This is a genomic window from Streptomyces sp. NBC_00659 (assembly GCF_036226925.1).
Lineage (GTDB): Bacteria > Actinomycetota > Actinomycetes > Streptomycetales > Streptomycetaceae > Streptomyces.
The window spans coordinates 6993900-7019413 of record NZ_CP109031.1 but is presented as its reverse complement, the minus strand read 5'-3'; the positions used below and the strand labels follow the sequence as shown (position 1 = coordinate 7019413).

General features: G+C 70.8%; 25 protein-coding genes. 7 read left to right on the top strand and 18 right to left on the bottom strand.

Annotated elements, in window-relative coordinates; genetic code table 11:
* Positions 1-225: 225 nt before the first annotated feature.
* The 4 genes from OG410_RS30690 to OG410_RS30675 form a co-directional block, all read right to left on the bottom strand.
* The gene (locus OG410_RS30690; RefSeq protein WP_329302050.1) at positions 226-1446 is read right to left on the bottom strand and encodes an alginate lyase family protein; all 1221 of its coding nucleotides are present in this window, start codon (positions 1444-1446) and stop codon (positions 226-228) included.
* 243 nt (positions 1447-1689) lie between these two features.
* Positions 1690-2448: a DUF3710 domain-containing protein gene (locus OG410_RS30685; RefSeq protein WP_329302049.1), complete on the bottom strand. Its 759-nt coding sequence runs from the start codon at positions 2446-2448 to the stop codon at positions 1690-1692.
* A gap of 1 nt (position 2449) precedes the next feature.
* Positions 2450-2941 carry a dUTP diphosphatase gene (gene dut, locus OG410_RS30680; protein WP_328458050.1) on the bottom strand — a complete coding sequence of 164 codons (492 nt, stop codon included), beginning with the start codon at positions 2939-2941 and terminating at the stop codon, positions 2450-2452.
* A 44-nt stretch (positions 2942-2985) separates the two neighbouring features.
* Complete coding sequence (locus OG410_RS30675) at positions 2986-3570, bottom strand: PaaI family thioesterase (RefSeq protein WP_328671961.1); 585 nt, start codon at positions 3568-3570, stop codon at positions 2986-2988.
* A 58-nt stretch (positions 3571-3628) separates the two neighbouring features.
* Between OG410_RS30675 and OG410_RS30670 the strand changes: the two genes are divergently transcribed.
* Positions 3629-4105 carry a DUF3093 domain-containing protein gene (locus tag OG410_RS30670; protein WP_329302048.1) on the top strand — a complete coding sequence of 159 codons (477 nt, stop codon included), beginning with the start codon at positions 3629-3631 and terminating at the stop codon, positions 4103-4105.
* Positions 4106-4198: 93 nt separating this feature from the next.
* On the opposite strand, the gene OG410_RS30665 is transcribed toward OG410_RS30670, so the two are convergent.
* From OG410_RS30665 to OG410_RS30650, 4 genes are all read right to left on the bottom strand, one after another.
* Positions 4199-5110, bottom strand: a complete 912-nt coding sequence (locus OG410_RS30665; protein WP_329302047.1) for a hypothetical protein — start codon at positions 5108-5110, stop codon at positions 4199-4201.
* Positions 5111-5123: 13 nt separating this feature from the next.
* Entirely contained in the window at positions 5124-5420 is a 297-nt protein-coding gene (locus OG410_RS30660) for a DUF4193 domain-containing protein (protein ID WP_003997302.1), read from the bottom strand.
* 394 nt (positions 5421-5814) lie between these two features.
* Positions 5815-7047, bottom strand: a complete 1233-nt coding sequence (locus tag OG410_RS30655) for a sensor histidine kinase (protein WP_329302046.1) — start codon at positions 7045-7047, stop codon at positions 5815-5817.
* Between the two features lie 6 nt (positions 7048-7053).
* Entirely contained in the window at positions 7054-7707 is a 654-nt protein-coding gene (locus OG410_RS30650) for a response regulator transcription factor (protein WP_037745430.1), read from the bottom strand.
* A gap of 420 nt (positions 7708-8127) precedes the next feature.
* Here OG410_RS30650 and OG410_RS30645 point away from each other — a divergent pair, with 420 nt between their 5' ends.
* A complete protein-coding gene (locus OG410_RS30645; protein WP_167455614.1) occupies positions 8128-8301 on the top strand; it encodes a hypothetical protein in 174 nt (57 codons plus the stop codon).
* Between the two features lie 129 nt (positions 8302-8430).
* Here OG410_RS30645 and OG410_RS30640 read toward each other — a convergent pair whose 3' ends face one another.
* Together OG410_RS30640 and OG410_RS30635 are read right to left on the bottom strand one after the other, a co-directional pair.
* Complete coding sequence (locus tag OG410_RS30640) at positions 8431-9246, bottom strand: inositol monophosphatase family protein (RefSeq protein WP_329302045.1); 816 nt, start codon at positions 9244-9246, stop codon at positions 8431-8433.
* Positions 9247-9254: 8 nt separating this feature from the next.
* A complete protein-coding gene (locus tag OG410_RS30635; protein WP_329302044.1) occupies positions 9255-10382 on the bottom strand; it encodes a ferrochelatase in 1128 nt (375 codons plus the stop codon).
* Positions 10383-10703: 321 nt separating this feature from the next.
* Between OG410_RS30635 and OG410_RS30630 the strand changes: the two genes are divergently transcribed.
* Together OG410_RS30630 and OG410_RS30625 are read left to right on the top strand one after the other, a co-directional pair.
* Positions 10704-11942 (top strand): MFS transporter, encoded by a 1239-nt coding sequence (locus tag OG410_RS30630; protein ID WP_329302043.1) that lies wholly within the window; start codon positions 10704-10706, stop codon positions 11940-11942.
* Complete coding sequence (locus OG410_RS30625; protein ID WP_329302042.1) at positions 11902-13221, top strand: D-arabinono-1,4-lactone oxidase; 1320 nt, start codon at positions 11902-11904, stop codon at positions 13219-13221. Before OG410_RS30630 ends, OG410_RS30625 begins: the two co-directional genes overlap by 41 nt.
* Here OG410_RS30625 and OG410_RS30620 read toward each other — a convergent pair.
* Complete coding sequence (locus OG410_RS30620) at positions 13145-13924, bottom strand: hypothetical protein (RefSeq protein ID WP_329302041.1); 780 nt, start codon at positions 13922-13924, stop codon at positions 13145-13147. The genes OG410_RS30625 and OG410_RS30620 overlap by 77 nt on opposite strands.
* Before the next feature lie 439 nt (positions 13925-14363).
* On the opposite strand from OG410_RS30620, the gene sepH reads away from it, so the two are divergent.
* On the top strand, positions 14364-15449 hold the full coding sequence (gene sepH / locus OG410_RS30615; RefSeq protein WP_326785050.1) for a septation protein SepH: 1086 nt from the start codon (positions 14364-14366) through the stop codon (positions 15447-15449).
* 164 nt (positions 15450-15613) lie between these two features.
* Here the strand turns inward: sepH and OG410_RS30610 are convergent, their stop codons facing one another.
* Positions 15614-16441, bottom strand: coding sequence for a sulfurtransferase (locus tag OG410_RS30610; RefSeq protein ID WP_329302040.1), 828 nt, complete (start codon positions 16439-16441; stop codon positions 15614-15616).
* A 321-nt stretch (positions 16442-16762) separates the two neighbouring features.
* On the opposite strand from OG410_RS30610, the gene OG410_RS30605 reads away from it, so the two are divergent.
* Positions 16763-17566: a VOC family protein gene (locus OG410_RS30605; RefSeq protein ID WP_329302039.1), complete on the top strand. Its 804-nt coding sequence runs from the start codon at positions 16763-16765 to the stop codon at positions 17564-17566.
* Between the two features lie 106 nt (positions 17567-17672).
* Here OG410_RS30605 and OG410_RS30600 read toward each other — a convergent pair whose 3' ends face one another.
* The 4 genes from OG410_RS30600 to OG410_RS30585 form a co-directional block, all read right to left on the bottom strand.
* Positions 17673-18320 carry a thymidine kinase gene (locus OG410_RS30600; RefSeq protein ID WP_329302038.1) on the bottom strand — a complete coding sequence of 216 codons (648 nt, stop codon included), beginning with the start codon at positions 18318-18320 and terminating at the stop codon, positions 17673-17675.
* 43 nt (positions 18321-18363) lie between these two features.
* Positions 18364-19551: an alkaline phosphatase family protein gene (locus OG410_RS30595; protein WP_329302037.1), complete on the bottom strand. Its 1188-nt coding sequence runs from the start codon at positions 19549-19551 to the stop codon at positions 18364-18366.
* Positions 19551-20138, bottom strand: coding sequence for a DUF5998 family protein (locus OG410_RS30590; RefSeq protein WP_328447184.1), 588 nt, complete (start codon positions 20136-20138; stop codon positions 19551-19553). Before OG410_RS30590 ends, OG410_RS30595 begins: the two co-directional genes overlap by 1 nt.
* 204 nt (positions 20139-20342) lie before the next feature.
* Entirely contained in the window at positions 20343-23171 is a 2829-nt protein-coding gene (locus OG410_RS30585; protein WP_329302036.1) for a bifunctional acetate--CoA ligase family protein/GNAT family N-acetyltransferase, read from the bottom strand.
* Positions 23172-23346: 175 nt separating this feature from the next.
* On the opposite strand from OG410_RS30585, the gene OG410_RS30580 reads away from it, so the two are divergent.
* Positions 23347-23628 carry an HPr family phosphocarrier protein gene (locus OG410_RS30580; protein WP_329302035.1) on the top strand — a complete coding sequence of 94 codons (282 nt, stop codon included), beginning with the start codon at positions 23347-23349 and terminating at the stop codon, positions 23626-23628.
* A gap of 226 nt (positions 23629-23854) precedes the next feature.
* Here OG410_RS30580 and OG410_RS30575 read toward each other — a convergent pair whose 3' ends face one another.
* Both OG410_RS30575 and OG410_RS30570 read right to left on the bottom strand, forming a co-directional pair.
* Positions 23855-24547, bottom strand: coding sequence for a GntR family transcriptional regulator (locus tag OG410_RS30575; RefSeq protein WP_326785057.1), 693 nt, complete (start codon positions 24545-24547; stop codon positions 23855-23857).
* A 196-nt stretch (positions 24548-24743) separates the two neighbouring features.
* Positions 24744-25511, bottom strand: coding sequence for a M23 family metallopeptidase (locus OG410_RS30570; RefSeq protein WP_329302034.1), 768 nt, complete (start codon positions 25509-25511; stop codon positions 24744-24746).
* Positions 25512-25514: the final 3 nt, after the last annotated feature.

The following is a 25514-nucleotide window of genomic DNA, read 5'->3' as shown; positions in this document are numbered from 1 at the left end:
TGGCCCGTCGGGGGCCGGCGCCGGTGACGGTGGCCCTGGTGACAGTGATGTCGGCGCCGGTGACAGTGGTGGTGGCGGCGCCGGTGACAGCGACGGTGGTGCTGGTGACGGTCCGGCTCATGTTCTCTCCCCGTGATACCCGTGATCCCCGGTGGACCGGGCGCCGGTGTCCCGGCCGGACGCCCGGTCCCTCATTGCTTCATCGGACGAGACCCCGGATCCGGTTCACGCGGGATTGTCGCCGTGCGTCAGCGTCTCCCACGCGACGAAGAGGTTGTTGCTGCCGGCCGGACGGTTCTGCTGGGTGAGCGCCTGGGTGTTGGTCATCGCGATGCCCAGGCGGTTGTGCAGGGCGTTGTAGCCGACCTCGGTGACCGGGCCGAGCCCGAGGTTCAGCGAGCCGCCGCACAGCCAGCTCGGCACGGCCGTACCCAGCTGGTACTTCGCCTGGAAGCCGAGCGCCTGGCGCAGCCGCTCGCCGACGTCGGTGCCGTAGAGGTCCTGCCCCTGGATGCGGCTGGTCTCGGCGATGTGGGAGATGGCCGAGATGCCGTAGCCGGTGTGGGTGAGGTCGCGGCAGGTTTCCTGTGTGAGGCCGGTGACGAACGTGGACTGCCCCTGCCAGTAGCTGACGATCTTCGCGGTGGTGTCGAGGTTCTGGCTCGGCACGGTCTTGGGCACGGCGCCGTCGGTCGAGAGGTAGACGTACGCCGCGGTGCGCGTCCGGAACTTCGCCATGGCCTTGTCGTACGACGTCTTGTCCTCCAGGAAGACGGAGATGCCGACCGCCGCCTCCATCATCGACAGCTCCCAGTTCCCGTTGGAGTTGGAACCGTTGATGATCTGGGGCAGGTAGACGTCGCGCAGCATGCTCGCGAAGCGGCCGGAGTTCGCCCAGGAGCCGGTGTACGTGTACTTGATGATCTCTGCGGCCTTGGGCCAGGAGGAGCCCGCCCAGCCGGTCTGGAGGGGTGCGTTGCTGTTGGTGTGGGACTTGATCACCGCGGACCAGGCGTCCATCAGCTCGATGGCCTTCTTGGCGTACCGGTCGTCGCGCGTGATGTACCAGGCGAGGGCGTCGGTGTACGCGGCGATGGCGTCCTCGCGCTCGTCCGTGCAGCCGTAGTTGGGGTTGGAGTACGAGCCGCACTCGACGGTCGCGCGGGGCGTGGGGGTGCGCGTGAGCGAGGCGTACTTGCTCGCCGTCATCTGGTCGTAGGCGCCCTTCCAGGGCTGGGCGCCGGCCAGGACCTCGGTGCGGGCGAAGTCCAGCTGTCCCCTGGAGACGGTGACTCCGGGGTGGACGAAGGCGGCGGGCGCCGCGTCGGCCCGGTGTGCGCCGGGCCAGGACAGGAGGGTGCCGACGAGTGCGGCGGTCGCGGCGGCGACGGTGACGAGGAAGGCCGGGCGCCGTCTGCGGCGATGCCGAGTGGGGGTGTCGGACATGCAGAGCCATCCATTCTTGTATGTGAACTACACACGGGATGCTGAACATGAGGTGCTGGCCGGTGACCATAGGTACGGACCAGACTTCCGTCAAGACTTGAGGAAAGAGCCGCTGCTCAGCCGTCGTTCACGTACAGGAATGCGGCGAGGCGTGCGCCCCGGAGGATCCGCGCACGGGAAAGGGCCGCATCCCTGGGGATGCGGCCCTCCTGTTGCCCGGCTCTTCGTTTGTCCCTGATCCGTCTAGCGAACCTCGGTGATCTCCGGTCCGCGCTGGAGCTGTCCCATGCCGCCGGAGAAGCGGGAGCCGCTCTGGTCCTCCTGCTGGACACTCTCGGGGACCATCTGCGCGTCGTTCGGCAGCTTCAGGACGATCGGGTCGCGCGGGGCCATCGGCCCCTCACCGCGGACGACGACCGTGTCCCGGAAGATCTGCTCCAGCAGACCCGCGGCCCCCGGCTGCACCGCGCCCTGCCCGGAGATCACTCCGCGCAGGAACCAGCGGGGTCCGTCCACGCCGACGAACCGCACGACCTGGAAACCGCCCGTGCCGTCCGGCAGCTGGACCGGTACCTGCGCCCGCAGCTCCCAGCCGAGCGGGCCCTCGACCTCGTCGATGACACCGCCCTGCTGGGTGATCCCGGAGGCGATCTCCTCGCGCACCTCGCCCCAGATGCCCTCGCGCTTGGGAGCGGCGAAGGCCTGGAGCTGCACGGCGCTGTCGTTGACGACGACGGTCGCCGCGACGATCGCGTCGCCCGCGACCTCGACCCGCAGCTCCATACCGTCGACTCCGGGCACGAACAGACCTCCGAGGTCCACCCGGCCCTCGGCCGGTTCACGGACCTCCGTGCTGTCCCAGGGCCCGTCGGGGCGCGGCTCGGGCTCGAGCCTCACGCGCTCGCGCTCCTCGTCCGCCTCAGTGTCGACGCCGTCGACGACCTGCTCGGCCTCGCCCGCCGCGTCCTCGGCGGCACTGCCCTTCTTGCGACGTCCGAACACGTCACTGTCCTTCCCGGTCGGATACGACCGAAGCGTATCGATTCCCACCCGTCGTGCTGTCCACGGCGGCATGACCGCCCGTGGACCCGAAGCCCCCTGCGGCCCGCGCAGAATCGGGGAGTTCCGCGACCTCCTGGAAGCGAACCTTCTCGACCTGCTGGACGACCAGTTGAGCAATCCGGTCGAAGCGCTCGAACCGCACCGACTCGCGCGGATCGAGATTCACCACGATCACCTTGATCTCCCCACGGTACCCGGCATCAACCGTCCCCGGGGCATTCACGAGGGCGACGCCGCAGCGGGCGGCCAGGCCGGAGCGGGGGTGCACGAAGGCCGCGTACCCCTCGGGCAGAGCGATGGACACTCCCGTCGGCAGCACGGCCCGTTCACCGGGCTCGAGCTCGCGGCTCTCGGTGGTGCGCAGATCGGCTCCCGCGTCACCGGGGTGCGCGTACTCGGGAAGCGGGACGTCGGGATCGACGCGCCTGATCATCACGGCGACTTCTGGACGGGGCTCACTGGCCCCGGGGCTACGGGTCACGGGTTCACCTCGAAGGCACGGGCTCGCCGGATCTGGTCCGGGTCGTTCATCGCCGCGCGGATCTCCTCCGGGCGGCCGTTGTCGATGAAGTGGTCGACCTTCACCTCGACGAAGAGGGCGTCGGCACGGACGGCGACGGGCCCCTCGGGGCCGCCGATCCGCCCCGTGGCGGTGCAGTAGATCTTCCGGCCGGCCACCGCGGTGACCTCGGCCTCCAGATACAGCACGGTGTCGACGGGTACAGGACGGCGGAAGTCGGTCTCCAGGCGTCCTGTCACGGCGATCGTCCGCAGCAGCCAGTTCAGCGAGCCGAGCGTCTCGTCGAGCGCGGTGGCGAGAACACCGCCGTGCGCGAGCCCCGGGGCGCCCTGGTGGACGGGGCGCACGGTGAACTCCGCCGTGATCTTGACACCCTCGCCCGCGCGGGCCTCCAGATGCAGCCCGTGGGGCTGTGCTCCACCGCACCCGAAACAGTGTTCGTAGTGTGCTCCGAGGAGCTCTCCGGGGGCGGGCGCGTCGGGGTGCCGCACCGGCGCGACGGCGTCGGCGGGAGGCGTCAGAGCTGCGGAAGTACCACTCACAGCCGCAGACCTTACCCGCGCGTCCACCGAGTCTTCGCACCGTGCCAAGCTTGACGTCATGCAGCTCTCCGCCTCCCCGTACGAAGAACGCCTCACCGCACCCCGCTCGTGGTGGGTGATCAGCTTTCTGGTCGGGCTCGCGCTGGCCCTGGTGTTCCTCCCGTTCGGCACTCTGCCGATGCTCGGAGCCCTCGTCGGCGGCACCGCGGTCGCGGCGGTCGCGGCCAGCGCGTACGGCTCGATCCGCATCCGCGTGGTCGGTGACGCGCTGATCGCCGGCGACGCCAGGATCCCGGTCTCGGCCCTGGGCGACGCGGAGATCATGGACCCGGAGGAAGCGCGCGCCTGGCGCACCTACAAGGCCGACACCCGCGCCTTCATGCTCCTGCGCTCGTACATCCCCACGGCGCTGCGCGTCCAGGTCACGGACCCGGCGGACCCGACGCCCTACCTGTACCTGTCGACACGGGAGCCGGAGCGCCTGGCCGCCGCCCTGGAGACGGCACGGGAGTCGGCCCGTCCCGCGGAGAGCTGAGACAGCCGTGGCCGGCGCCCGGGTCGGCGCGCCGGCGACGGGCGCGGTCCGCCGAGCGCGGGTGAACGGTCGCGGTCGGCGTGCGAGAGGCCTTCAGTCCCCCAGGTCCGTAGGAATCTCTCCGATCCGCACCGGATCCGTCGGCTTCTCCAGCGGTGGCAGTTGCGGGAGCGCGTCCCACGGCACCTGCATCCTGCGCAGGTCCTTGCGGATGTGGCCCGCCACACGCTTGGTGTCGCGGCGGTTCATCACCGCGCCCACGGCCGCTCCGACCATGAACGGCATCAGGTTGGGCAGGTCCCGGACCGTTCGCTTCATGATCTGCTGGCGCAGCTCGCGCTTCATCTGGCCGCCCAGCGCGGCGTTGATCGTCATGGGCTTGGCCACGTCGATACCGCGCTCGCCCGACCAGGAGTGCAGATAGGCCGTGCTGCGCTGCTTGAGGTTGCCCTGCGGGCGCAGGCCGTAGACCTCGTGGAGTTCGGCGATCAGCTTCAGCTCGATCGCGGCGACGGCGGTGATCTCGGCGGCCAGCTCCGTGGGCATGGCGGGCGGCACCGGCAGCATCGCGGCGGCGCCGATGCCGGCGCCGACGGTGGACGTCGCGGCGGCGGCGCCCGCGACGAGCTTGTCCGCGAGCTCCTCGGGGCCGAGGCCCGGGAACTGTCTGCGGAGGGTGGCCAGGTCCCGTACGGGAACCCGTGGGGCGATGTCGATGATGCGGTCGGTGACGAACGCGAGGCCCGCCCTGGCCCGGACGCCGCTCCTCGTGACGCCCCTCTTGACGCCGTCCCGGACAGCCTCCACGCGACGCCTCGCGGCAGGCGAGGGAGTGTCCGTGGGGGCCGTCAGGCCGTCTGTAACGCCCGCTCGGTCGAGCGAGGCTGATCCCTGTTCGGAAGAGCCCCGCTCGTCGTCACGCACGCCTTCAGGGCCCTTGGAGGGCCCTTCGTCCGCCGCCCTGGAGGGGAGGCGGCGCTTCCAAGGTGGGGTCGAGCCGGTCACGGCCGACCCTGCCTCAGTCGCAGTCGCGGCAGATCGGCTGACCGTTCTTCTCGCGGGCCAGCTGGCTGCGGTGGTGCACCAGGAAGCAGCTCATGCAGGTGAACTCGTCCTGCTGCTTGGGCAGCACCCGGACGGCCAGCTCTTCGTTCGAGAGGTCCGCACCGGGCAGTTCCAGGCCTTCCGCGGCCTCGAACTCATCTACGTCGACGGACGAGGTCGACTTGTCGTTCCGGCGAGCCTTCAGTTCTTCAAGGCTGTCCGAGTCGACGTCGTCGTCGGTCTTGCGCGGGGTGTCGTAATCCGTTGCCATTGTCGCTCTCCCCCTCTGGGTGTCTTCGGTGTCTCCAGCGCACGTAACGCGTGAGAGGCCGGACTTGTGCCCGACCCGAGGCGGAGATTTTGCCTCACATCAAGGTCTGTTACTCAATCGACACCCAACCGGACTCATCAAGAGTGATCGGCTTGGATGGCGATGCGGACCGTACACGGTCCTGAGGTCGCACTTCAAAGGCGCCCCACCGTGTACTTCCCGTGATCAGGACCCCCGAAAACCCGGATTTTCCCGGCTTTCCGGCAGTCCACATGATCACGGAGAGTGGATGGACAGAAAATCGCCCTTGTGATCGATCACACACGGGTCACTCGGGTGGGTGACCCGAAAATTCCGCGCAAAGCGAACATCGCCGTGTGTGCGCGACATGGTCTCAGATGGGAAGGGTGACGCGCATCACGAGCCCACCTCCTTCTCGGGGCCGGGCGACGATGTGACCCCCGTGCGCGCGGGCCACCGACCGGACGATCGACAGGCCAAGGCCCACACCCTTGTCGCTGCCCGTGCGCTCCGTGCGCAGCCGTCGGAAGGGTTCGAAAAGATTGTCGACCTCGTACGCGGGAACGACCGGTCCCGTGTTCGATACTTCCAGGACCGCCCGGCCGTGCTCCGTGTCGGTCGTGACCTCGACCCAGCCGTCCTGCGGCACGTTGTACCGAACGGCGTTCTGGACGAGGTTCAGGGCGATCCGCTCCAGGAGGACGCCGTTGCCCTGGACGACCACCGGGGCGCGCAGCCCGCGGATCTCCACGCCCTTGGCCTCCGCCTCGGCGTGCACCTGGTCGACGGCCTGCGAGGCGACCTCGGCGAGGTCCACCGGCTTGCGCTCGATGATCTGGTTGTCGCTGCGGGCGAGCAGCAGCAGGCCCTCGACGAGCTGTTCGCTGCGTTCGTTGGTGGCGAGCAGCGTCTTGCCGAGCTGCTGCATCTCCGTCGGCACCCCGGGACCGGAGAGGTGCACCTCCAGGAGCGTGCGGTTGATCGCGAGAGGTGTGCGCAGTTCGTGGGAGGCGTTCCCGACGAACCGCTGCTGGGCGGTGAAGGCCCGCTGAAGCCGCTCCAGCATGTCGTCGAAGGTGTCCGCGAGCTCCTTCAGCTCGTCGTCCGGACCGTCCAGCTCGATCCGCCGGGACAGGTCGGAGCCGGCCACCGCGCGCGCGGTGCGGGTGATGTGGCCGAGCGGCGACAGGACGCGGCCCGCCATCGCGTAGCCGAACGCGAAGGCGATGACCGCGAGGCCGAGCAGGGCCAGCAGGGAGCGGCTGAGCAGGTCGTCGAGGGCGTGCTGGCGCTGCTGGTTCACACAGTCGGCCATCGCGCGGTTGAGCTCGTCCGCCGAGGGTTGCGTCGGGAGGTTGCAGGTGCTGCTGCCGACCTGTCCGGAAATGATCTTGAAGGGGAGTTCGCTGCCGACGTTCAGCGCCTGCGCCGCGAGCAGGTAGATGATCGACAGCAGCATGATGCCGGCGATCAGGAACATGCCGCCGTACAGCAGCGTGAGCCGTATGCGGATCGTGGGGCGCAGCCAGGGGAAGGGCGGTTCCGCTCTTCTCGGGTCCCAGGTGGGCTTCGGAGGCGCCACGGGCGGCGCGGGGGTGGTGGCCACGGTGGATCAGATCCTGTACCCGGAGCCGGGCACGGTGACGATCACGGCGGGCTCGCCGAGCTTGCGCCGCAGCGTCATGACGGTCACGCGCACCACGTTGGTGAACGGGTCCGTGTTCTCGTCCCAGGCCTTCTCCAGGAGCTGTTCCGCGGAGACGACGGCGCCCTCGCTGCGCAGCAGCACCTCCAGGACGGCGAACTCCTTGGGAGCGAGCTGGACCTCCTTGCCGTCGCGGAAGACCTCGCGGCGGTTGGGGTCGAGCTTGATCCCGGCACGCTCCAGGACCGGCGGCAGCGGCAGGCTCGTACGACGTCCGAGGGCACGCACGCGTGCGGTCAGCTCGCTGAACGCGAACGGCTTGGGGAGGTAGTCGTCGGCGCCGATCTCCAGGCCCTCGACACGGTCGCTGACGTCGCCGGACGCGGTCAGCATCAGCACGCGTGTGGGCATGCCGAGCTCGACGATCTTCCGGCAGACGTCGTCGCCGTGCACGAGCGGGAGGTCTCGGTCGAGGACGACGACGTCGTAGTCGTTGACCCCGATGCGCTCCAGCGCGGCCGCGCCGTCGTACACGACGTCGACGGCCATGGCCTCCCGGCGCAGTCCGGTGGCCACCGCATCGGCGAGCAGCTGCTCGTCCTCGACGACGAGTACGCGCACGTCGCTTGTCCTTCCTCTGTCACCGGCGGGCACGTTTCAGCGCACCACGCGGGCGGGTCCGTCACGGATGAGAGCTCCATCCTGCCCGTTTCGGCCATAAACCGGCTGTAAGACGGGGGAGGCGCCAGGGAGGCGCGTCCCGGGGGCCGGGAATGCGAGATTTTCTCGTCGGGTTGAGGTTTCCGTGGAAGAGAGCGGGGGGAGGACGGCTTTACACCCCGCGATCACGCTCTGCATGTGGCAAGCCACATTGTGGTACGTCCAACCGCTTCCGCAGAGCGGGCGTGGATGTCCGGCACCGTCGCCGCCCAGAGCGGGCAGCGCTGGGCACCCCATTCGGAGACGTGATCGCCCCTTTCCATCGGCACACCCCCGTGCCACCCGACCCACGACCCACGACCCAGGACGAGGGGGCGCAGCATGGACGCATTCACCACAGGACTTCTGCAGCGCATAAGGACGACCGAGTCCGACCTGACGCGGGCTCGCGAGACAGGCGACGACTTCCTCGCGGAGGTCGAGCAGGCCGAGCTCGACGACCTGCACCGCCTTGCCGCCGAGCACGGTGTGGAGGTCGGCGCCACACGCGTCTGATCAGCACGTACGAGAGCGGGGCCCCGGTATCGATCCAGTACCGGGGCCCCGCTCTCGTTCTCGTTCGCGCGTTGCGCCGTCCCTGATCGGCGGCCGACGGGCGCTGACGGGCGTGCCGTCAGGGGTGCGTCAGTCGTGCCAGGCCCCGAAGTCCTCCAGGAGCCGCTGGAGGGGCTCGAAGACGCCCGGGGAGGCGGCCACCGCGAGATCGCCCGTAGGGCCCTCTCCGGGGCGTCCACCGGTCACCGCGCCCGCTTCCCTGGCGATCAGGTCCCCCGCCGCCAGATCCCAGGGGTGCAGACCGCGTTCGTAGTAGCCGTCGAGGCGGCCGGCCGCGACGTCGCACAGGTCGACCGCCGCCGAGCCGGAGCGCCGGATGTCGCGCACCAGCGGGATCAGCCGCTGGGCCACATCGGCCTGATGGGTCCTGACCTCGGTCACGTAGTTGAAGCCCGTCGAGACGAGGGCCTGGTCGAGCGGCGGGGACGGACGGCAGGCCAGCCGTCGTTCGCCGACCCAGGCGCCGGAGGCCCGGGCGCCCCGGCCGCGGACCGCGTGGTACGTCTCGCCGCGCATGGGTGCCGCCACGACGCCGACGACGGTCTCGCCGTCCTGCTGGGCCGCGATGGACACCGCCCAGGTCGGCAGCCCGTACAGGTAGTTGACCGTGCCGTCGAGCGGGTCGACGATCCAGCGGACTCCGCTGGTGCCCTCGGTGGCGGAGCCCTCCTCGCCGAGGAAGCCGTCACGGGGCCGGTGTTCGGCGATCAGCGAAGTGATCAGCTTCTCGGCGGCGATGTCCATCTCGGTGACGACGTCGATCGGGCTGGACTTCGTGGCGGCGACCGTGAGGTCCGCCGGGCGGCCGTCGCGCAGCAGCTCACCCGCACGGCGGGCGGCCTCGTGCGCGAGCTGGAGGAGTTCGGTGTGCAGCGGGTCGGTCACGTGGCTCCTCATGCGTAAGGGCTGTCGGCGCCCGCGACGGCGGGCTTGGGCGAACGGGCCGGACAGCAGCCCACCGGACACAGGTCGTGACTCGCGCCCAGCGCGCCCAGGGCACACCGTGTCACCTGTCGGCCGCTCTCGGCCGCGGCACGCTCCAGCACCAGGTCACGGACCGCCGCGGCGAACCGGGGATCGGAGCCCACCGTGGCCGAACGGCTCACCGGCAGCCCCAGCTCCCGCGCCTTCGCCCGCGCCTCCGTGTCCAGGTCGTACAGGACCTCCATGTGGTCCGACACGAAGCCGATCGGCACCATCACCGCCGCCGGGGCTCCTGCCCCGTGCAGCTCCTCCAGGTGGTCGCAGATGTCCGGCTCCAGCCAGGGGATGTGCGGGGCCCCGGAGCGCGACTGGTACACGAGCTTCCACGGCCGGTCGGTCCCGGTCTGCTCGCGCACCGTTTCCGCGATCAGCCGGGCCACGTCCAGGTGCTGCCGGACATAGGCACCGCCGTCGCCGTGTCCATCGGCCGGACCGGACGTGTCCGCCGCGGCGACCGGGATCGAATGCGTGGTGAACACCAGGTGCGCGCCCGTTCGGACCTCCTCGGGCAGCTCCGCGAGCGACCTCAGGACGCCCTCGGTCATCGGCTCGACGAACCCGGGATGGTTGAAGTAGTGCCGCAGCTTGTCGACCTTCGGCGGCTCCAGCCCCTCCGCCTCCAGGACGGCCAGGGACCCCGCCAGATCCTCGCGGTACTGCCGGCAGCCCGAGTACGAGGCGTACGCGCTGGTGGCCAGTACCAGGATCCTGCGCCGCCCGTCGGTGGCCATCTCGCGCAGCGTGTCGGTCAGGTAGGGCGCCCAGTTGCGGTTGCCCCAGTAGACCGGCAGATCCAGACCGTGCTCGGCGAAGTCCTTGCGCAGCGCGTCGAGCAGGGCGCGGTTCTGGCCGTTGATGGGGCTGATTCCGTCGAACAGGAAGTAGTGCTGCCCGACCTCCTTGAGGCGTTCCCTGGGGATGCCTCTGCCCCGCGTCACGTTCTCCAGGAACGGGACCACGTCGTCCGGGCCCTCCGGACCGCCGAACGAGAGCAGGAGCAGGGCGTCGTAGGGGGTGGCATCGAGCACTTCTGGCATGGATCCGATCCTGCCACCCGTCACTGACAGGCGATAACCGGCGGGGTGGCGTGCGGACGACGACGGCGGGGCGCGCGGCGGGAGCGTGCCCGGACGGGCGCCGCCCGGACAGACGGCCGGAGGGGCACGAGGGGCTGCGTTGCCGGACGGGCACCCTGGACTCCGTGTCGGACGGACGGGACGGGCAGCGCCGTCGGGCAGCCACGAGAGGCTGCGTTAGGGTTACCTAACCAGTAAGCTGTATCGGCCACCTTCACGCCTTACCCAGGTTCGGGCCGCCCACGTGACGGGGCGGGCCGAACGGAGCCGACGGAGACCCTCGTGACCAGCCCGTACCGCGCCCTGTTCGCCGCTCCCGGCTCCAAGAGCTTCTCCGCCGCGGGCCTGCTCGGCCGGATGCCGCTGTCCATGATGGGCATCGGCGTCGTCACGATGATCTCCCAGCTGACCGGGCGCTACGGCCTCGCGGGCGCCCTGTCGGCGACCATCGCGCTGGCGGCCGCGGCGATGGGCCCGCAGGTCTCCCGCCTGGTGGACCTGCACGGTCAGCGGCGGATCCTGCGCCCGGTGACGGTCTTCGCGCTCGCGGCGGCCGGGATGCTGCTGGTCGCCGCGCACTACAAGTGGCCGGACTGGGTCCTGTTCGTGTGCTCGGCCGGGATCGGCTGCGTCCCGAGCATCGGCGCGATGATCCGGGCCCGCTGGGCGGCGCTCTACGGAGGCACCCCGCAACTGCACACCGCGTACTCCCTGGAGTCCGTGGTGGACGAAATCTGCTTCATCTTCGGACCGATCATCTCCATCGGCCTGTCCACGGTGTGGTTCCCGGAGGCCGGACCACTGCTCGCCGCCTGTTTCCTGACGGCCGGGGTCTTCTGGCTGACCTCCCAGCGCGCCACCGAGCCCCAGCCGCATCCGCGCGGACAGCACAGCGGCGGCTCGGCGCTCCGCTCCGCGGGACTCCAGGTCCTGGTGGCCACGTTCGTGGCGACGGGGGCGATCTTCGGAGCCGTCGACGTGGTCACCGTGGCCTTCGCCGAGGAGCAGGGCCACAAGGGCGCCGCGAGCATCGTCCTGGCCCTCTACGCGGCGGGCTCCTGCCTCGCGGGAGCGGTCTTCGGACTGCTGCACTTCAAGGGGTCGGCGGAAGGCAGGTGGCTGCTGGGCATATGCGCGATGGCCGTGAGTATGATCCCCCTCCTACTGGTCGGAAACTTGCCGTTCCTGGCCGTGGCGCTGTTCGTTGCGGGCCTGTCCATCGCTCCCACGATGATCACGACGATGTCCCTCATCGAGCAGCACGTACCTCGCGCGAAACTGACCGAAGGCATGACCTGGGTGAGTACAGGGCTCGCCGTCGGGGTCGCGCTCGGCTCCTCCGTGGCCGGCTGGGTGATCGACTCCGCCGGCGCGAAGGCCGGGTACGGGGTTCCGGCGGTGTCCGGGGCCGTCGCGGTCGCGGTCGGTTTCCTCGGCTACCGCCGGCTCAGCAGGCCGGTTCTGCAGCGGGGAGGGTCTCATGAGCACCGCAGTGAGCGAGAAGAGCGGCACGTGGCGTAACTGGGCGGGCAACGTCACCGCCCTTCCCGTACGGGAGGTCACCCCCGCCTCGGTGGACGAACTCTCCGCCGCCGTACGGAAGGCGGCCGAGGACGGTCTGACGGTGAAGGCCGTCGGCACCGGGCACTCCTTCACGGCCGCCGCCGCGACCGACGGCGTATTGATCCGCCCTCAACTGTTGACCGGGATCCGCAAGATCGACCGTGCGGCCATGACGGTCACCGTCGAGGCCGGCACCCCGCTCAAGAGGCTCAACATGGCCCTGGCTCGCGAGGGCCTGTCGCTCACGAACATGGGCGACATCATGGAGCAGACGGTCTCAGGGGCGACCAGCACCGGAACCCACGGCACCGGGCGGGACTCGGCCTCGATCGCCGCCCAGATCACGGGACTTGAACTCGTGACGGCCGACGGCTCGGTGCTCACCTGTTCCGAGAGCGAGAACCCGGAGGTCTTCGCGTCGGCCCGCATAGGCATCGGCGCCCTGGGAATCGTCACCGCGATCACGTTCTCCGTGGAGCCCGTCTTCCTGCTCACGGCCCGCGAGGAGCCGATGACCTTCGACAAGGTCACCGCCGACTTCGAGGAACTCTTCACCGAGAACGAGCACTTCGAGTTCTACTGGTTCCCGCACACCGGCAACTGCAACACCAAGCGCAACAACCGCAGCGCGGGCCCCGAGAACCCGGTCGGCCCCGTCCGCGGCTGGATCGAGGACGAGTTCCTCTCCAACGGCGCCTTCCAGGTGGCCAACCTGCTCGGTCGGGCCGTTCCCGCGGCCATCCCGTCGATCGCCGGATTCTCCAGCCGCGTGCTGTCCGCGCGGACCTACACCGACATCCCGTACAAGGTCTTCACCTCTCCGCGCCGCGTGCGGTTCGTGGAGATGGAGTACGCCGTGCCGCGCGAGGCCCTGGTCGAGACGCTGCGCGAGCTGAAGGCGATGGTCGACAGCTCGACCCTGCGGGTGAGCTTCCCCGTGGAGGTGCGGACGGCGCCCGCCGACGACATCACCCTCTCCACGGCGTCCGGGCGGGACAGCGCGTACATCGCCGTCCACATGTTCAAGGGCACCCCCTATCAGGCGTACTTCACCGCGGCCGAGCGGATCTTCACCGCGCACGAGGGCCGGCCGCACTGGGGCAAGGTGCACACCCGCGACGCGGAGTACTTCTCCCGGGCCTATCCGCGCTTCGGCGAGTTCACCGCGCTGCGGGACCGTCTTGATCCTGACCGGCGCTTTGCGAACGACTACTTGCGGAGGGTTCTGGGGTCGTAGCGGTCTCGCTGGTTTCGGGAGCCGGGGTGCCGTCCCCGGCTTCCGGCTCCGATGCCGTGCCGTCCCCCGGGGCCGGCGCGGTGGCCGTGCCGTCACCGCCCGTGTCACCCGAACCGGCGGTGCCGCCGGAAGGCGTCGGAGCCTCCTGAGAGGCCGCCGGCGAGGACGGCGAGGACCCGGTCGACGGTGCCGTGCCCGGCTCCCGCTTCCCCGAGCCGGCGTTGTTCCCCTTGAAGGCGTCGCCGACCGTCGTGCTGGTGCCGTCGCCGCTGAAGCTCTGCCCCGAGACCGCTTCGTACGTGGTGATTCCGGCCATCGTGACGCCGAAGACGAGAGCGGTCGCGACCAGCGGCCTCTTCCAGCTCCTGACCCGCGCGCGGTACACGGTCCCTTCGCCGAACTCCCCGGGCGCACCGGGCAGCTGCCGGGGCATCGGTCTCGGCTGCACCGTCACGTCACGGAACTGTTCGCCGGTGCGCCTGAAGAAGTGCTGGAACAGCGTTCCTCCGCAGGTCGCGACGACGCTGACCAGCCCGGCGCCCAGGATCGTCCCGTAGACGCCGAAGTACGACGCCAGTTTCGCCGCGACCACCGCGGCGACCGCGCTCCCCGCCACCTGGGGGACGCTCAGGTCCAGCCGCCTCTTCCTCGGTTCCCTGTCGGCACCCGGCTGTTCGCCGCCGACTTCCGGCTTCTCACGCATTCCCGGACCTTGCCTGCCTTTCCCGTACTCGATCGACCGACCGCACGAGAAAGGGACGTACAGGCGAAACGATAAGTTCCGTTTCTGCCGATTGCGTGAACTGTGCCACAGCGCCCGGCCGCCGAAAGTGCGCCAGGATCGACCAACTAGCACCCCCCGCTAGAAGTTGGGCGGCGTGCCGATCCACGCAAGTGGCCCGAATGGAGTACTGTTGCGAGCCCTGGGTCCGGACTCCCGCCAGGGTGTCCGGGGCCTTGCAGGACCACCGGGAGGGGGCTCGTTGCACAGGGTGATGGAGTTCGTCACTTAGCGTTGCGAATAGGTAACCGTGCCATAACGGCGACCCCGGGCCCGCGCCCGACACGCCGGGCAACTCGGCAAGGTTGTGGCAGGCTGCACCCGGGCAGGCCACACTCGACTAGCGGAAGCAGCGACGCACGTGACGTCGGCAGGCACCACCCGGGAGGTCCCCATGCCCGAACTGCGTGTCGTGGCCGTCTCTAACGACGGCACACGGCTGGTGCTGAAGGCTGCGGACAGTACGGAATACACGCTTCCGATTGACGAGCGGCTGCGCGCCGCCGTACGCGGCGACCGTCCCCGCCTCGGCCAGATCGAGATCGAGGTGGAGAGCCATCTCCGCCCCCGCGACATCCAGGCGCGTATACGCGCCGGTGCCTCCGCGGAGGAAGTCGCCCAGCTCGCCGGCATCCCCGTCGATCGCGTACGCCGTTTCGAGGGACCCGTGCTGGCCGAGCGCGCCTTCATGGCCGAGCGCGCCAGGAAGACTCCCGTCCGCCGCCCCGGCGAGAACGCCGGTCCCCAGCTCGGTGAAGCCGTCCAGGAGCGGCTGCTGATCCGGGGCGCCGAGAAGGACACCGTCCAGTGGGACTCCTGGCGCCGCGACGACGGCACCTGGGAAGTCATGCTGGTCTACCGGGTCGCGGGCGAACCGCACGCGGCGAGCTGGACCTACGACCCGCCCCGGCGGCTCGTCCAGGCCGTCGACGACGAGGCGCGCTCGCTGATCGGCGAGTCCGACGATCTCGCCGCGCCCGAGCCGAGCTTCCCGTTCGTACCGCGGATCGCCCGGCTGCCCCGTGACCGTCCGCTGGACCGCGCCCTGGACCGCCAGACGGAGCGGCCGAGTCTGCCCCCGGCGTCTCCGGAATCCTCCGAAGAGGCCGAGGACCGGGACTCGCTGACCAGCCTTCTGGAGGCGGTGCCCAGCTTCCGGGGCGACATGGTGGTGCCCGAGCGGCCCGCCCCCGCCGAGCGCCCCGCGGCCGAGGAGCCCGTCCCCGAGCCCGAGGAGGAGGAGCCCCCGGCTCCCGCCGCCTCGGCGGGTGCCGGTTCCGCGTACGCGGACGTGCTCATGCCCCGCTCGGTGGGCAGCCACCGCGACCGGCTGGTCGGCGCGACCGACCGCCAGGCCGAGGCCGACGGCGTCCGTCCGGGCCGCAGAGCGGCGGTCCCGAGCTGGGACGAGATCGTCTTCGGCACACGCCGTAAGAAGCAGGATTAGCCAGAAGAAGCAGGACTGGCCAGTTCCATGACGACGGGGACCGCACCGATCCGGTACGGTCCCCGTCGTCATGCGCGTGTTCCCGTGGACGCCCCCGCAGCGTTCCTACGGGTGGTCCTCCCCCGGCGTCCCCGCGCTCGCCACCGCGGGTGTCACTGCGGGTGTCACTGCGGATCGGGGCCCACCGCGACGGGGCGGTCCGTGTCCTGGGACCACTCCGACCACGAACCCACGTACAGCGCCGCGGGAATGCCGGCCACGGCGAGGGCCAGCACCTCATGGGCGCCCGAGACGCCGGAACCGCAGTAGACACCGACCTCGGACGCCGGTGTCACCCCGAGTGACTTGAAACGGTCGGCGAGTTCGTCCGCCGGCAGGAACCGTCCGTCCTCCGTGACGTTCTCGGTGGTTGGCGCGGACACGGCACCCGGGATGTGACCGCCGACCGGATCGATCGGCTCGACCTCGCCCCGGTACCGCTCCCCCGCGCGGGCGTCCAGCAGCAGCCCGGTGCGGGCGAGCGCGGCCGCCCCGTCCGCGTCGAGCGACGGCCGGTCGCCGGCCGTCGGTACGAACGTTCCGGGCGCCGGCGAGGGGACCTCCGAGGAGACCGGCCCGCTCCAGGCGGCGAACCCGCCGTCAAGCACGCGTACCGACGGATGACCCGAATGGCCCAGCAGCCACCAGGCGCGCGCGGCCGCCCAGCCCTGCCCGCCGTCGTACACGACGACATCGCGGTTCCGGGACACTCCCGCGGCCCGCATCGCCGCGCCGAAGACCTCGGGGTCGGGGAGCGGATGCCGGCCCGCCGCACCGGCCGGACCAGCGAGTTCGGAATCCAGATCGACGAAGACGGCACCGGGGATGTGCGCGTTCTCGTACTCGGAGCGCAGGTTGGGACCGCCCAACCGCCAGCGGACGTCGAGGAGGACCGGCGGGGTCGGCCCGGCCAGGTCACTGGCGAGTTCGGGTGCCGTGATGATGGCGTTCATGGCCCCATCCTTGCGCACGGGGTGGCCGCTTCGTCCATGTCCGGTTACTCTGCTCCGCCGGGCAGGTCCGATCACCAGGCGTACGGGATCGGGCACATGCTGTACAACCGATGGGCACCGCACGGCAATCGCTCCGCGACGGAGGAGAGGCGGCGGATCGGACGTCGTCCGTTCCCGCACCGCTCGACCGCGGCGCGGGAGGGACCTCCGGCATGACCGGTGGTGCGAGCATCGGCACGGGCGCGCACGCACGCGACTGAGTACGCGTGTTCGCAGGCGGAAGGTGACCGGCCACCGCGAGGGGCCGAGAAGAGAGTGACGATGACCGAGGCACGGGAATCGGCCGGCCCGAACGGCACCACGCACGCTCGGCACACGCCCGGGACACCCTGCTGGGTGAGCCTGATGGCGCATGACACGGCCGCGACCCAGGAGTTCTACGGAGCGCTGTTCGGCTGGGAGTTCCAGCCCGGCCCCCCGCAGCTCGGCCCCTACGCCCGGGCGCTGCTCGACGGCCGCGAGGTGGCCGGGATCGGCCAGTTGCCGCCGGACCGGCATCTGCCGATCGCCTGGACGCCCTACTTCGCGTCGGCCGACGTGGACCGGACCGCCGAGAAGGTGCGGTACAGCGGGGGAACCGTGGGCGTGGGACCGCTGGACGCCGCCGAGGCCGGCCGCCTGGCGATCGCCTCCGACACGTCGGGCGCGGTCTTCGGGATCTGGCAGAGGATGGCCCACTTGGGCACGGAGCTCACCGGCGTGCCGGGCACCCCGGCGTGGAACGAGCTCGTGACGCGCGACACGGAGAGCGTCGTCAAGTTCTACCAGGCGGTCTTCGGCTACGACCTGGAACCGGCCGGCTCGCCCGGCTTCGACTACGTGACCCTGCACATCGACGGACGGCCGGTGGCCGGCGTCCACGGCGTCGGGAACACTCTGCCGCGCGACCGGGGCCCGCACTGGCTGACGTACTTCGAGGCCGCCGAACCGGACGACACCGTCCGCCTCGTCACGGAACTCGGCGGACGCCTCCTTCGGGCGGCCCACGACTCCCCGTACGGCCGCGTGGCGACGGTTGCGGATCCGGAGGGCGCCGTCTTCTCCCTGATCCACGCCGTCTCGTGACCCAGCAGCTCTCCCGACCCGGCAGCTTTCCTGGCCTCGCAGCTTTCCTGGCCCCGCAGCTTTCCGTAGACGGCAGCTTTCCGGAGACGGAGTTCCGGTACAGGCCTCAGCCCGGGGCGATCGGCAGGACGTCGGGGGACAGGGCGCTCGCGCGGGCCGTGGCGGCTGTCATACGACGTCGGTGGTGCCGGCGGCACAGGACCTCGTAGCCGATGCTCTCGTGCTGGTTGACGTCACCGACGACCACCTGGGCGCCCTCGACGACCATCTCACCGCCCACGGTGCGGGCGTTGTGCGTGGCGCGGGCGCCGCACCAGCACAGGGCCTCGACCTGGAGCACCTCGACCCGGTCGGCGAGTTCGACGAGGCGCTGGGAGCCGGGGAAGAGCTTGGACCGGAAGTCGGTGGTGATCCCGAAGGCGAAGACGTCGACGTCCAGGTCGTCCACCACACGGGCCAGCTGGTCGATCTGCGCGGGGGCAAGGAACTGCGCCTCGTCCGCGATCACGTAGTCGGCCCGGCCGCCCTGCGAGAGGTGGTCCACCAGATAGGCGTACAGGTCCTGGTCGTCTCCGACCTCGACCGCGTCGGTGACCAGCCCGAGACGCGAGGAGAGCTTGCCCTCGCCCGCGCGGTCGTCACGCGTGAAGATCATGCCCTGCAGCCCCCGGGCCGAGCGGTTGTGCTCGATCTGGAGAGCCAGCGTGGACTTCCCGCAGTCCATCGTTCCGGAGAAGAACACCAGCTCGGGCATGGGGAGTTGAGCACCTTTCGGGCAACAGGGAAGGGGGAGGGCGTCAGGAGCGTACTTGGAGGAGGGGCACCAGCTGCTCGACCGGGGTCATCGAGCCGTGGTTGCCGACCATCACCGACTCCTTCGGCTCCCGTTCCGACGCGATGATCAGGACGTCGTCCCGGGCGGCGGCGATGACGTCACCCAGCCGGGCGTAGACCCGCTCGTCGACCCGCGGGCCGAACCAGCCCGCGTCGATCGCCTCGTCACGGGAGGCGACCCAGAACTGCTCGCCCAGCACTTCGCGCCAGCAGGTCAGCACGTCCGCCTCGGCGCCCGGGACCGCGTACACATGACGGGCACGGCCCTCTCCGCCCAGCAGGGCGACACCGGCGCGCAGCTCCCAGTCCTCGTCGAAGTCGATGCGGTGCTGTTCGTCGAACGGGATGTCGATCATGCCGTGGTCGGCGGTGACATACAGGGCCGTGCGCGGCGGCAACTGCTCCGCGAGGCGCTGGACCAGCCGGTCGACGTACATGAGCTGGCCGCGCCAGGGGTCGGAGTCGACGCCGAAGCGGTGGCCCTTGCCGTCCACCTCCGCGTAGTACGTGTAGACCAACGAGCGGTCACCGGCGGACAGTTGCTCGGCGGCGAAGTCCATGCGCTCCTCGCCGGACAGCCGGCCGTGGAACGTCCCGCCGCTCAGCGCGACCTTCGTCAGCGGAGTGTTCTGGAAGGTCGGCGAGGAGACCTGGGCAGTGTGCACACCGGCCGCGTCGGCCAGCTGGAAGATCGTGGGGTAGGGCTGCCAGGCGCGCGGCTCGGTCCACGGGTTCCAGCGGAGCTGGTTCATCAGCTCGCCGGTGGCGGGGTTGCGCGCGGTGTAGCCGGGCAGGCCGTGGGCGCCCGGGGGCAGGCCGGTGCCCACGGAGGCGAGGGAGGTCGCGGTGGTGGCCGGGTAGCCGGCGGTGATCGGGCGTCCCGTACCGCCGCGCGAGGACGCCAGCAGCGACGTCATGAAGGGTGCCTCGTCCGGGTGAGCCTTGAGCTGCTCCCAGCCCAGACCGTCGATCAGGAACACGCAGTTCCGGTCGGCTGCGGTCAGCTCGGGTATGGCGGCGGTCGCGCCGGGAACGGACATGCCGGCGGCGAGCGTAGGGAGCAGATCGGCCAGCGAACCGGAGCCGTACTCGGGGACGGGCGCGGAGTCGACGGCGAGCGGTTCCGGGTGATCCCAGGTGGGCAGGGCCATCAGCGGGCGACGTCCGCGGTAGCTTCGGAGAGGGACTGCGCGAAGACGAGGGCCTGGCGGACGGTCTCCGGACCGTCGCCCGCCTCGCTGACCCGCAGGCTCAGGTCGTCCGCCGTCGAGTTGCCGGTGTAGCCGTGATCGGCCTCGCAGTTGGGGTCACCGCAGGCGGCCGGCTCCAGGTCGATGCGGGAGACGGCGCCCCAGCCGATGGTCAGGACCACTTCACGGGGCAGGGTGCCGGGCGTGTACGACTCCGGGTTCGCGACGACGCGGCTGACGACGACCGAGGAGATCCGGCCGAGCTTGACCGATTCCGTCGAGGTCGTGGCGTACGGGGTCGGGGAGGTGGTGTCCGCGTTCTGCTCGTCCGTGTGGCTCACGATGAAACGGTTGCCGGTGAGGACCAGCACGGTGACGTGCCGCCGCACCTCGTTCGCGTCGAACGTCGTCTCCTGGTGGACCAGGTACGACCGGATGGTCTCGCCGCCGATCGCGGCCTCCACCGCCTCGGCCACGAGGGCCGGGTAGTAGCCGCTGCGCTCGATCGCCGCTCGCAGCCCCTGGGTCGTCGTACTGGTCTTGGCCATGACGTCCATCCTACGGGGGCCCACTGACTGCGAGGCACCGCTCGCTCGGGTCTGTCGTGGACGGATCAGACCGAATTGCGCAGGGTGACCGGTGCGACGCGGGCACGGCAGGCGTCCGGGCGGGGTGCCCGCCGTCACAGTGCCGCCCCTTCCGGCGCCCCGGACGGCCCGGACGGCCCGGACGGCTCAGGCGGATCGGACTGCTCAGACGACAGGCAGTGTCCGGGGGCCGAGGTCGTCCCGGAGCGGGGCGCGGGCCAGCCGCACCGTGGCGCTGAGGACGCTCAGGCCGGCCGGGGCGACCACCACCGGCTCCAGCGAGACCGCGACGACCTCCGGGTGGTCGTCGACCAGTCGGGAGATGCGCAGCATCAGCTCTTCGAGGGCCGCCGTGTCGACCGGCGCGGAGCCCCGCCAGCCGAACAGGAGCGGCGCCGTCCTGATCGACCGGACCAGCGAGGCCGCGTCCCGGTCGGTGACCGGGATCAGCCGGTGGGCGGTGTCCCCGAGCAGTTCGGAGGCGGCTCCGGAGAGCCCGAAGGAGAGGACCGCCCCGGCCGCCGGGTCGATCACCGCGCGGACGACCGTGTCGACACCGCGCGGTGCCATCGCCTGCACGACCGGGCGCAGCACCGTGGGTGGCCCGAACAGCTCGGTCAGCTCCGCGTACGCGCGTCGCAGCTGTTCCTCGTCCGCCACGTCCAGGCGTACGCCGCCGAGGTCCGCGCGGTGCCGCAGGTGCGGGGCGGTGGTCTTGAGGGCCACGGGGTATCCGATGGCGTGCGCGGCCGCCACCGCGTCGTCCGGAGTCGGGGCGGGCAGGGCACTGTGCACGTCGACGCCGTACAGCCCGAGCAGCTCCGCCGTCTGCTCGCCTCCCAGGGTCAGACCCTCCCCGCGCGCGAGGAGGTCGTCGATCAGCCGGGCGGCGCCCTTCTCGTCGATGTCCTCGTACTCGGGCACCTTGCCGGGCTCGCCGGCATCCGTGCGCCACTGGGCGTACTTGACGGCCTCGGCGAGGGCGCGGACGGCACGTTCGGCGGCGGGATAGGCGGGGATGAGCCGGGAGTCCGGCGCGGGCTCGGCACGGACCGCGGCGGGCGACCGGTCCGAGGGGTGGAAGCGGGCGCCGGGCGCCGCGCCGGGCGCCGTCGCGGAGGCCTGCGGGGCGGTACTCGCGGCGGCGGACAGGGCTTCGGCGAGTCCGCCGAGTTCGACGTGCACCACGAGCACGGGTTTCGCCGGAGCCTCCAGGGCGGAGGAGCGGAGCGCCTCGGCGAGTGCCACGTCGGCGGCCGAGGTCTCCCCCACCGTCGGTATGGCCGTCACGACAACGGCGTCGCAGCCGTCGTCGGCGAGCGCCTGGGACAGGGCCCGGTGGAAGTCCTCCGCCGAGGCCGCCGTGGTCAGGTCCCGGGGCGGCAGCGGCCTGAGTCCCTCGGCGAGACACGCGTCGTACGTCAGCAGCCCCAGGGACTCGGAGTTCCCGAGGATCGCCACGCGGGGTCCCCGGGGAAGCGGCTGGCGGGCCAGGAGCAGGCCCGCGTCGACGAGTTCGGTGATCGTGTCCACCCGGATCACTCCGGCCTGGCGCAGCAGCGCGGACACGGTGGCGTGCGGCAGTCGCGTGGCCCGTACGGCGTGCCCCTGGGGAGCGCCCCCGCCGTGCCGTGCCCCCTGGACCACGACCAGCGGCTTCGCGGCCGCCGTCCGCCGCGCGAGCCGGGTGAACTTGCGCGGGTTGCCGATGGATTCGAGGTACATCAGGGCGACGTCGGTGTCCGGGTCGTCGTACCAGTACTGCAGTACGTCGTTGCCGGAGACGTCCGCGCGGTTACCGGAGGAGACGAAGGTCGACACCCCGGTCACACCCGTGACACCTCCGCCGCGCCGGTGCAGCCGGGACAGCAGGGCGATGCCGATGGCTCCGGACTGCGCGAACAGGCCGATGCGTCCGGGGCGGGGCATCTGGGGGGCGAGCGAGGCGTTCAGGCGCACGTCGGGCGATGTGTTGATGACACCGAAGGCGTTGGGCCCGATGATGCGCATCCCGTACGTGCGGGCGTGCCGTACGAGTTCGCGCTGGCGCTCGCGTCCCTCGGGGCCGCTCTCGGCATAGCCGGCGGAGACCACCACCAGTCCCTGTACGCCGTGTTCGCCGCATTCCGTCACGACCTCGGGGACGTGTTCGGCGGGCACGGCGACGACGGCGAGGTCGACGGGTTCGGTGATGTCCCTGATGGAGCGGTGGGCCGGGACTCCGTCGAGTTCCTTCTCCTGGAGGGCCGCGTTCACGGCGTACAGGCGCCCGGTGAACCCTGCTTCCCGGAGGTTGTCGAGGACGCTGCGGCCCACCCCGCCCGGTGTGCGCCCGGCGCCGATGACGGCCACGGAGCCGGGGGCGAGCAGTCGCTGCACGGAACGGGCCTCGGCGCGCTGTTCCCGCGCGCGCTGCACGGCCAGGGACCGGTCGGTGGGTTCGAGGTCGAACTCCAGGTGTACGACACCGTCCTCGAAGCTGCGCTTCTGGGTGTATCCGGCGTCCGTGAACACCTTGATCATCTTGTTGTTGGCGGGCAGCACCTCGGCGGCGAAGCGGCGGATGTCGCGCTCGCGGGCCACCGCGGCGATGTGCTCGAGCATCGCGGAGGCGACACCGCGGCCCTGGTGGGCGTCCTGCACGAGGAAGGCGACCTCGGCCTCGTCGGCGGGCGCGGAGGCGGGCATGCCGTCCGCGTTGATCCGGTCGTAGCGCACGGTGGCGATGAACTCGCCGCCCACCGTGGCCGCGAGGCCCACGCGGTCCACGAAGTCGTGGTGGGTGAAGCGGTGGACGTCCTTGGCGGACAGCCGCGGATAGGGCGCGAAGAAGCGGTAGTACTTCGACTCGTCCGACACCTGTTCGTAGAAGCTGACCAGGCGTTCGGCATCGTCGACGGTGATGGGTCTGATGCGTGCGGTGCCGCCGTCGCGCAGCACCACGTCGGCCTCCCAGTGGGCTGGGTACTCGTGCCGGTCCGCCGAGGTCTGCATGGGCCCCAGAGTACGGCTCGCGTACGACAACGGCGCGAGGCAGTCTGAGGGTGACGGGCGTCGGAGCGGGTCCTCGGCCGACACCGCGGCGGGTGAGATCCGGGACCGTCCGGGCACGCCTCGCGATATGAAAGAATGGTCTAGACAACCTTGAACACCCGAAGGGCAGCATCACATGGCTGAGCGCCGCGTCAACGTCGGCTGGACCGAGGGCCTCCACGCCCGCCCCGCCTCCATCTTCGTCCGGGCCGCCACGGCCTCCGGCATCCCCGTGACGATCGCCAAGGTCGACGGGGACCCCGTCAACGCGGCCTCCATGCTCGCGGTCCTCGGCCTGGGTGCCCAGGGCGGCGAGGAGATCGTCCTCACGTCGGACTCCGAGGGCGCGGATGCCGCTCTCGACCGCCTGGCGAAGCTGGTCGCCGAGGGACTCGACGAGCTCCCCGAGACCGTCTGAGCCGCCCACGAGGCACCCGGACACACACGGCCGAGCCGCGCCCCCCTTCGCCGGGTGGCGCGGCTCGGCCGTTTTTCCGTACCCTCGCTCGGAATTCCCCACATGCCACGTACGACCTCGCGCCATGACCACGGGAATGGCGTGCGCCGAAATTCCGGACACACGCATAAAAGGGCATCAGAAATGAGCCCCTGCCGAATATCCCTCTTTGTATACGGCGCCCGTGTTAATGACGCGGGCCCGTCATGTTTACGGGATGTTGCGAACTTCTCACACGGTCCGGCCGGTCGCCGCCGGGAAATCGGAGCCGGTGCGCGGCCGTGGCGCGCTCGGTGTGCAGGGCCGTGATCGCGCGGGCCCGCTCACTGTCCCCGCGGGCGACCGCGTCCACGATGCCGCCGTGTTCCGCCCAGGACTCCGCGGGGTCGGCCGGCGCCTCCACCGAGTACATCCAGGCGATCTTGTGACGCAGCTGGGCGAGCGTCGAGGTGAGCGCGGGGCTGCCGGACGCCTGCGCGAGCGTCTCGTGGAACCAGCCGCCCAAAGAGCGCAGATCCTCGCTGTGGCCTCGCCTGGAGCGCTCCTGCCCCAGCCTGACCAGACCCCGCAGCACCTTCAGGTGGGCCTCCGTGCGCCGCTGCGCGGCCCTCGCGGCACCCAGCGGTTCCAGCAGCATGCGCATCTCCAGGAGGTCCGCGGCCTCCAGCTCGGAAGGCTCCGCGACACACGCGCCCGCGTGCCGGCGGGTGACCACGAACCCCTCGGCCTCCAGCGTGCGCAGGGCCTCGCGCACGGGGACGCGCGAGACGCCGTATCGGCGTGCGAGCAGTTCCTCGGTGAGACGGCCGCCGCGCTCGTAGACACCCGCGACGATGTCGTCACGGATCGCCGTGCACACCGAGTGCGCCGGAATACGCATGACCGACCTCCGCTTTAATCCCCGTGAAACGCCGTCGATTGACGCTTGTTCAGTGACTCTATTGCAGGAAGCCTGAATTTCCGATGGCAGGCCTGAATCCATGGATATTTTTTGGACAGACGGCATCCGGAAACGACGATGCCCCGGCTCGGTGAGCCGGGGCATCGAAAGCGGTGAAGAAGCCGCGAAGCGGTCGTCAGACGTTGACGCCGTGCGAGCGCAGGTACGCGACCGGGTCCATGTCCGATCCGTACTCGGCGGTCGTACGGGCCTCGAAGTGAAGGTGCGGACCGGTGGTGTTGCCGGTGTCCCCCGACAGAGCGATCTGCTGCCCCGGAGTGACCGTCTGCCCCACGGACACACCGATGGACGAGAGGTGGCCGTACATGGTGTACGTGCCGTCGTGCATCTTGATCACGACTTGATTGCCGTAGGCGCCGCCCCAGCCGGCCGTGACGACCGTGCCGGAGCCGACGGCGTGGACCGAGGTGCCGGACGCGGCGTGGAAGTCGACGCCGGTGTGGCTGCCGGAGGACCAGAGGCTGCTGCTGGCCTGGTAGCCGGTGGAGACGTACGAACCGGCGATCGGCATGACGAACGTGTTCAGGCGCTTGCGCTCGGCCTCGCGGGCGGCGCGCTCCTTGGTCTCGCGCAGCTTCTGTGCCTGCTCCGCGGCCTGCTTGCGCGCGGTCTGCTCGGCCTGCTTGCGCGCGGCGGCCTCGTCGGCGGCGCGCAGCTGCGCGAAGGCCTGGGCGTCGATCTGGTCGGCGACCGTGTCGTTGAGGGTGACGGTCTGGGTCAGTCCGGTCTGCTCGACGGAGGCTTCCGCGGCGAACGCGGGGGCGGCCAGGGTTCCGATGACACCGGTGGTGGTGAGCGCCGCGACCCCGACGGCGGTCGTGGTGGTCGTGCTGTGCACGCGGCTCGTACGACGGTGCTTGCCGGTGCCACAGGTGAACGCCATGTA

Excerpts from the sequence above, each read along its gene's own strand:
- OG410_RS30575 (WP_326785057.1), bottom strand. The coding sequence starts at position 24,547 with ATGCGTATTCCGGCGCACTCGGTGTGCACGGCGATCCGTGACGACATC.
- OG410_RS30625 (WP_329302042.1), top strand. The coding sequence starts at position 11,902 with ATGAGCACCGCAGTGAGCGAGAAGAGCGGCACGTGGCGTAACTGGGCG.
- OG410_RS30635 (WP_329302044.1), bottom strand. The coding sequence starts at position 10,382 with ATGCCAGAAGTGCTCGATGCCACCCCCTACGACGCCCTGCTCCTGCTC.
- OG410_RS30570 (WP_329302034.1), bottom strand. The coding sequence starts at position 25,511 with ATGGCGTTCACCTGTGGCACCGGCAAGCACCGTCGTACGAGCCGCGTG.
- dut (WP_328458050.1), bottom strand. The coding sequence starts at position 2,941 with ATGATCAGGCGCGTCGATCCCGACGTCCCGCTTCCCGAGTACGCGCAC.
- OG410_RS30660 (WP_003997302.1), bottom strand. The coding sequence starts at position 5,420 with ATGGCAACGGATTACGACACCCCGCGCAAGACCGACGACGACGTCGAC.
- OG410_RS30645 (WP_167455614.1), top strand. The coding sequence starts at position 8,128 with ATGGACGCATTCACCACAGGACTTCTGCAGCGCATAAGGACGACCGAG.
- OG410_RS30585 (WP_329302036.1), bottom strand. The coding sequence starts at position 23,171 with ATGCAGACCTCGGCGGACCGGCACGAGTACCCAGCCCACTGGGAGGCC.
- OG410_RS30595 (WP_329302037.1), bottom strand. The coding sequence starts at position 19,551 with ATGGCCCTGCCCACCTGGGATCACCCGGAACCGCTCGCCGTCGACTCC.
- OG410_RS30670 (WP_329302048.1), top strand. The coding sequence starts at position 3,629 with ATGCAGCTCTCCGCCTCCCCGTACGAAGAACGCCTCACCGCACCCCGC.
- OG410_RS30600 (WP_329302038.1), bottom strand. The coding sequence starts at position 18,320 with ATGCCCGAGCTGGTGTTCTTCTCCGGAACGATGGACTGCGGGAAGTCC.
- OG410_RS30620 (WP_329302041.1), bottom strand. The coding sequence starts at position 13,924 with ATGCGTGAGAAGCCGGAAGTCGGCGGCGAACAGCCGGGTGCCGACAGG.
- OG410_RS30580 (WP_329302035.1), top strand. The coding sequence starts at position 23,347 with ATGGCTGAGCGCCGCGTCAACGTCGGCTGGACCGAGGGCCTCCACGCC.
- OG410_RS30605 (WP_329302039.1), top strand. The coding sequence starts at position 16,763 with ATGACCGAGGCACGGGAATCGGCCGGCCCGAACGGCACCACGCACGCT.
- OG410_RS30590 (WP_328447184.1), bottom strand. The coding sequence starts at position 20,138 with ATGGCCAAGACCAGTACGACGACCCAGGGGCTGCGAGCGGCGATCGAG.
- OG410_RS30690 (WP_329302050.1), bottom strand. The coding sequence starts at position 1,446 with ATGTCCGACACCCCCACTCGGCATCGCCGCAGACGGCGCCCGGCCTTC.
- OG410_RS30610 (WP_329302040.1), bottom strand. The coding sequence starts at position 16,441 with ATGAACGCCATCATCACGGCACCCGAACTCGCCAGTGACCTGGCCGGG.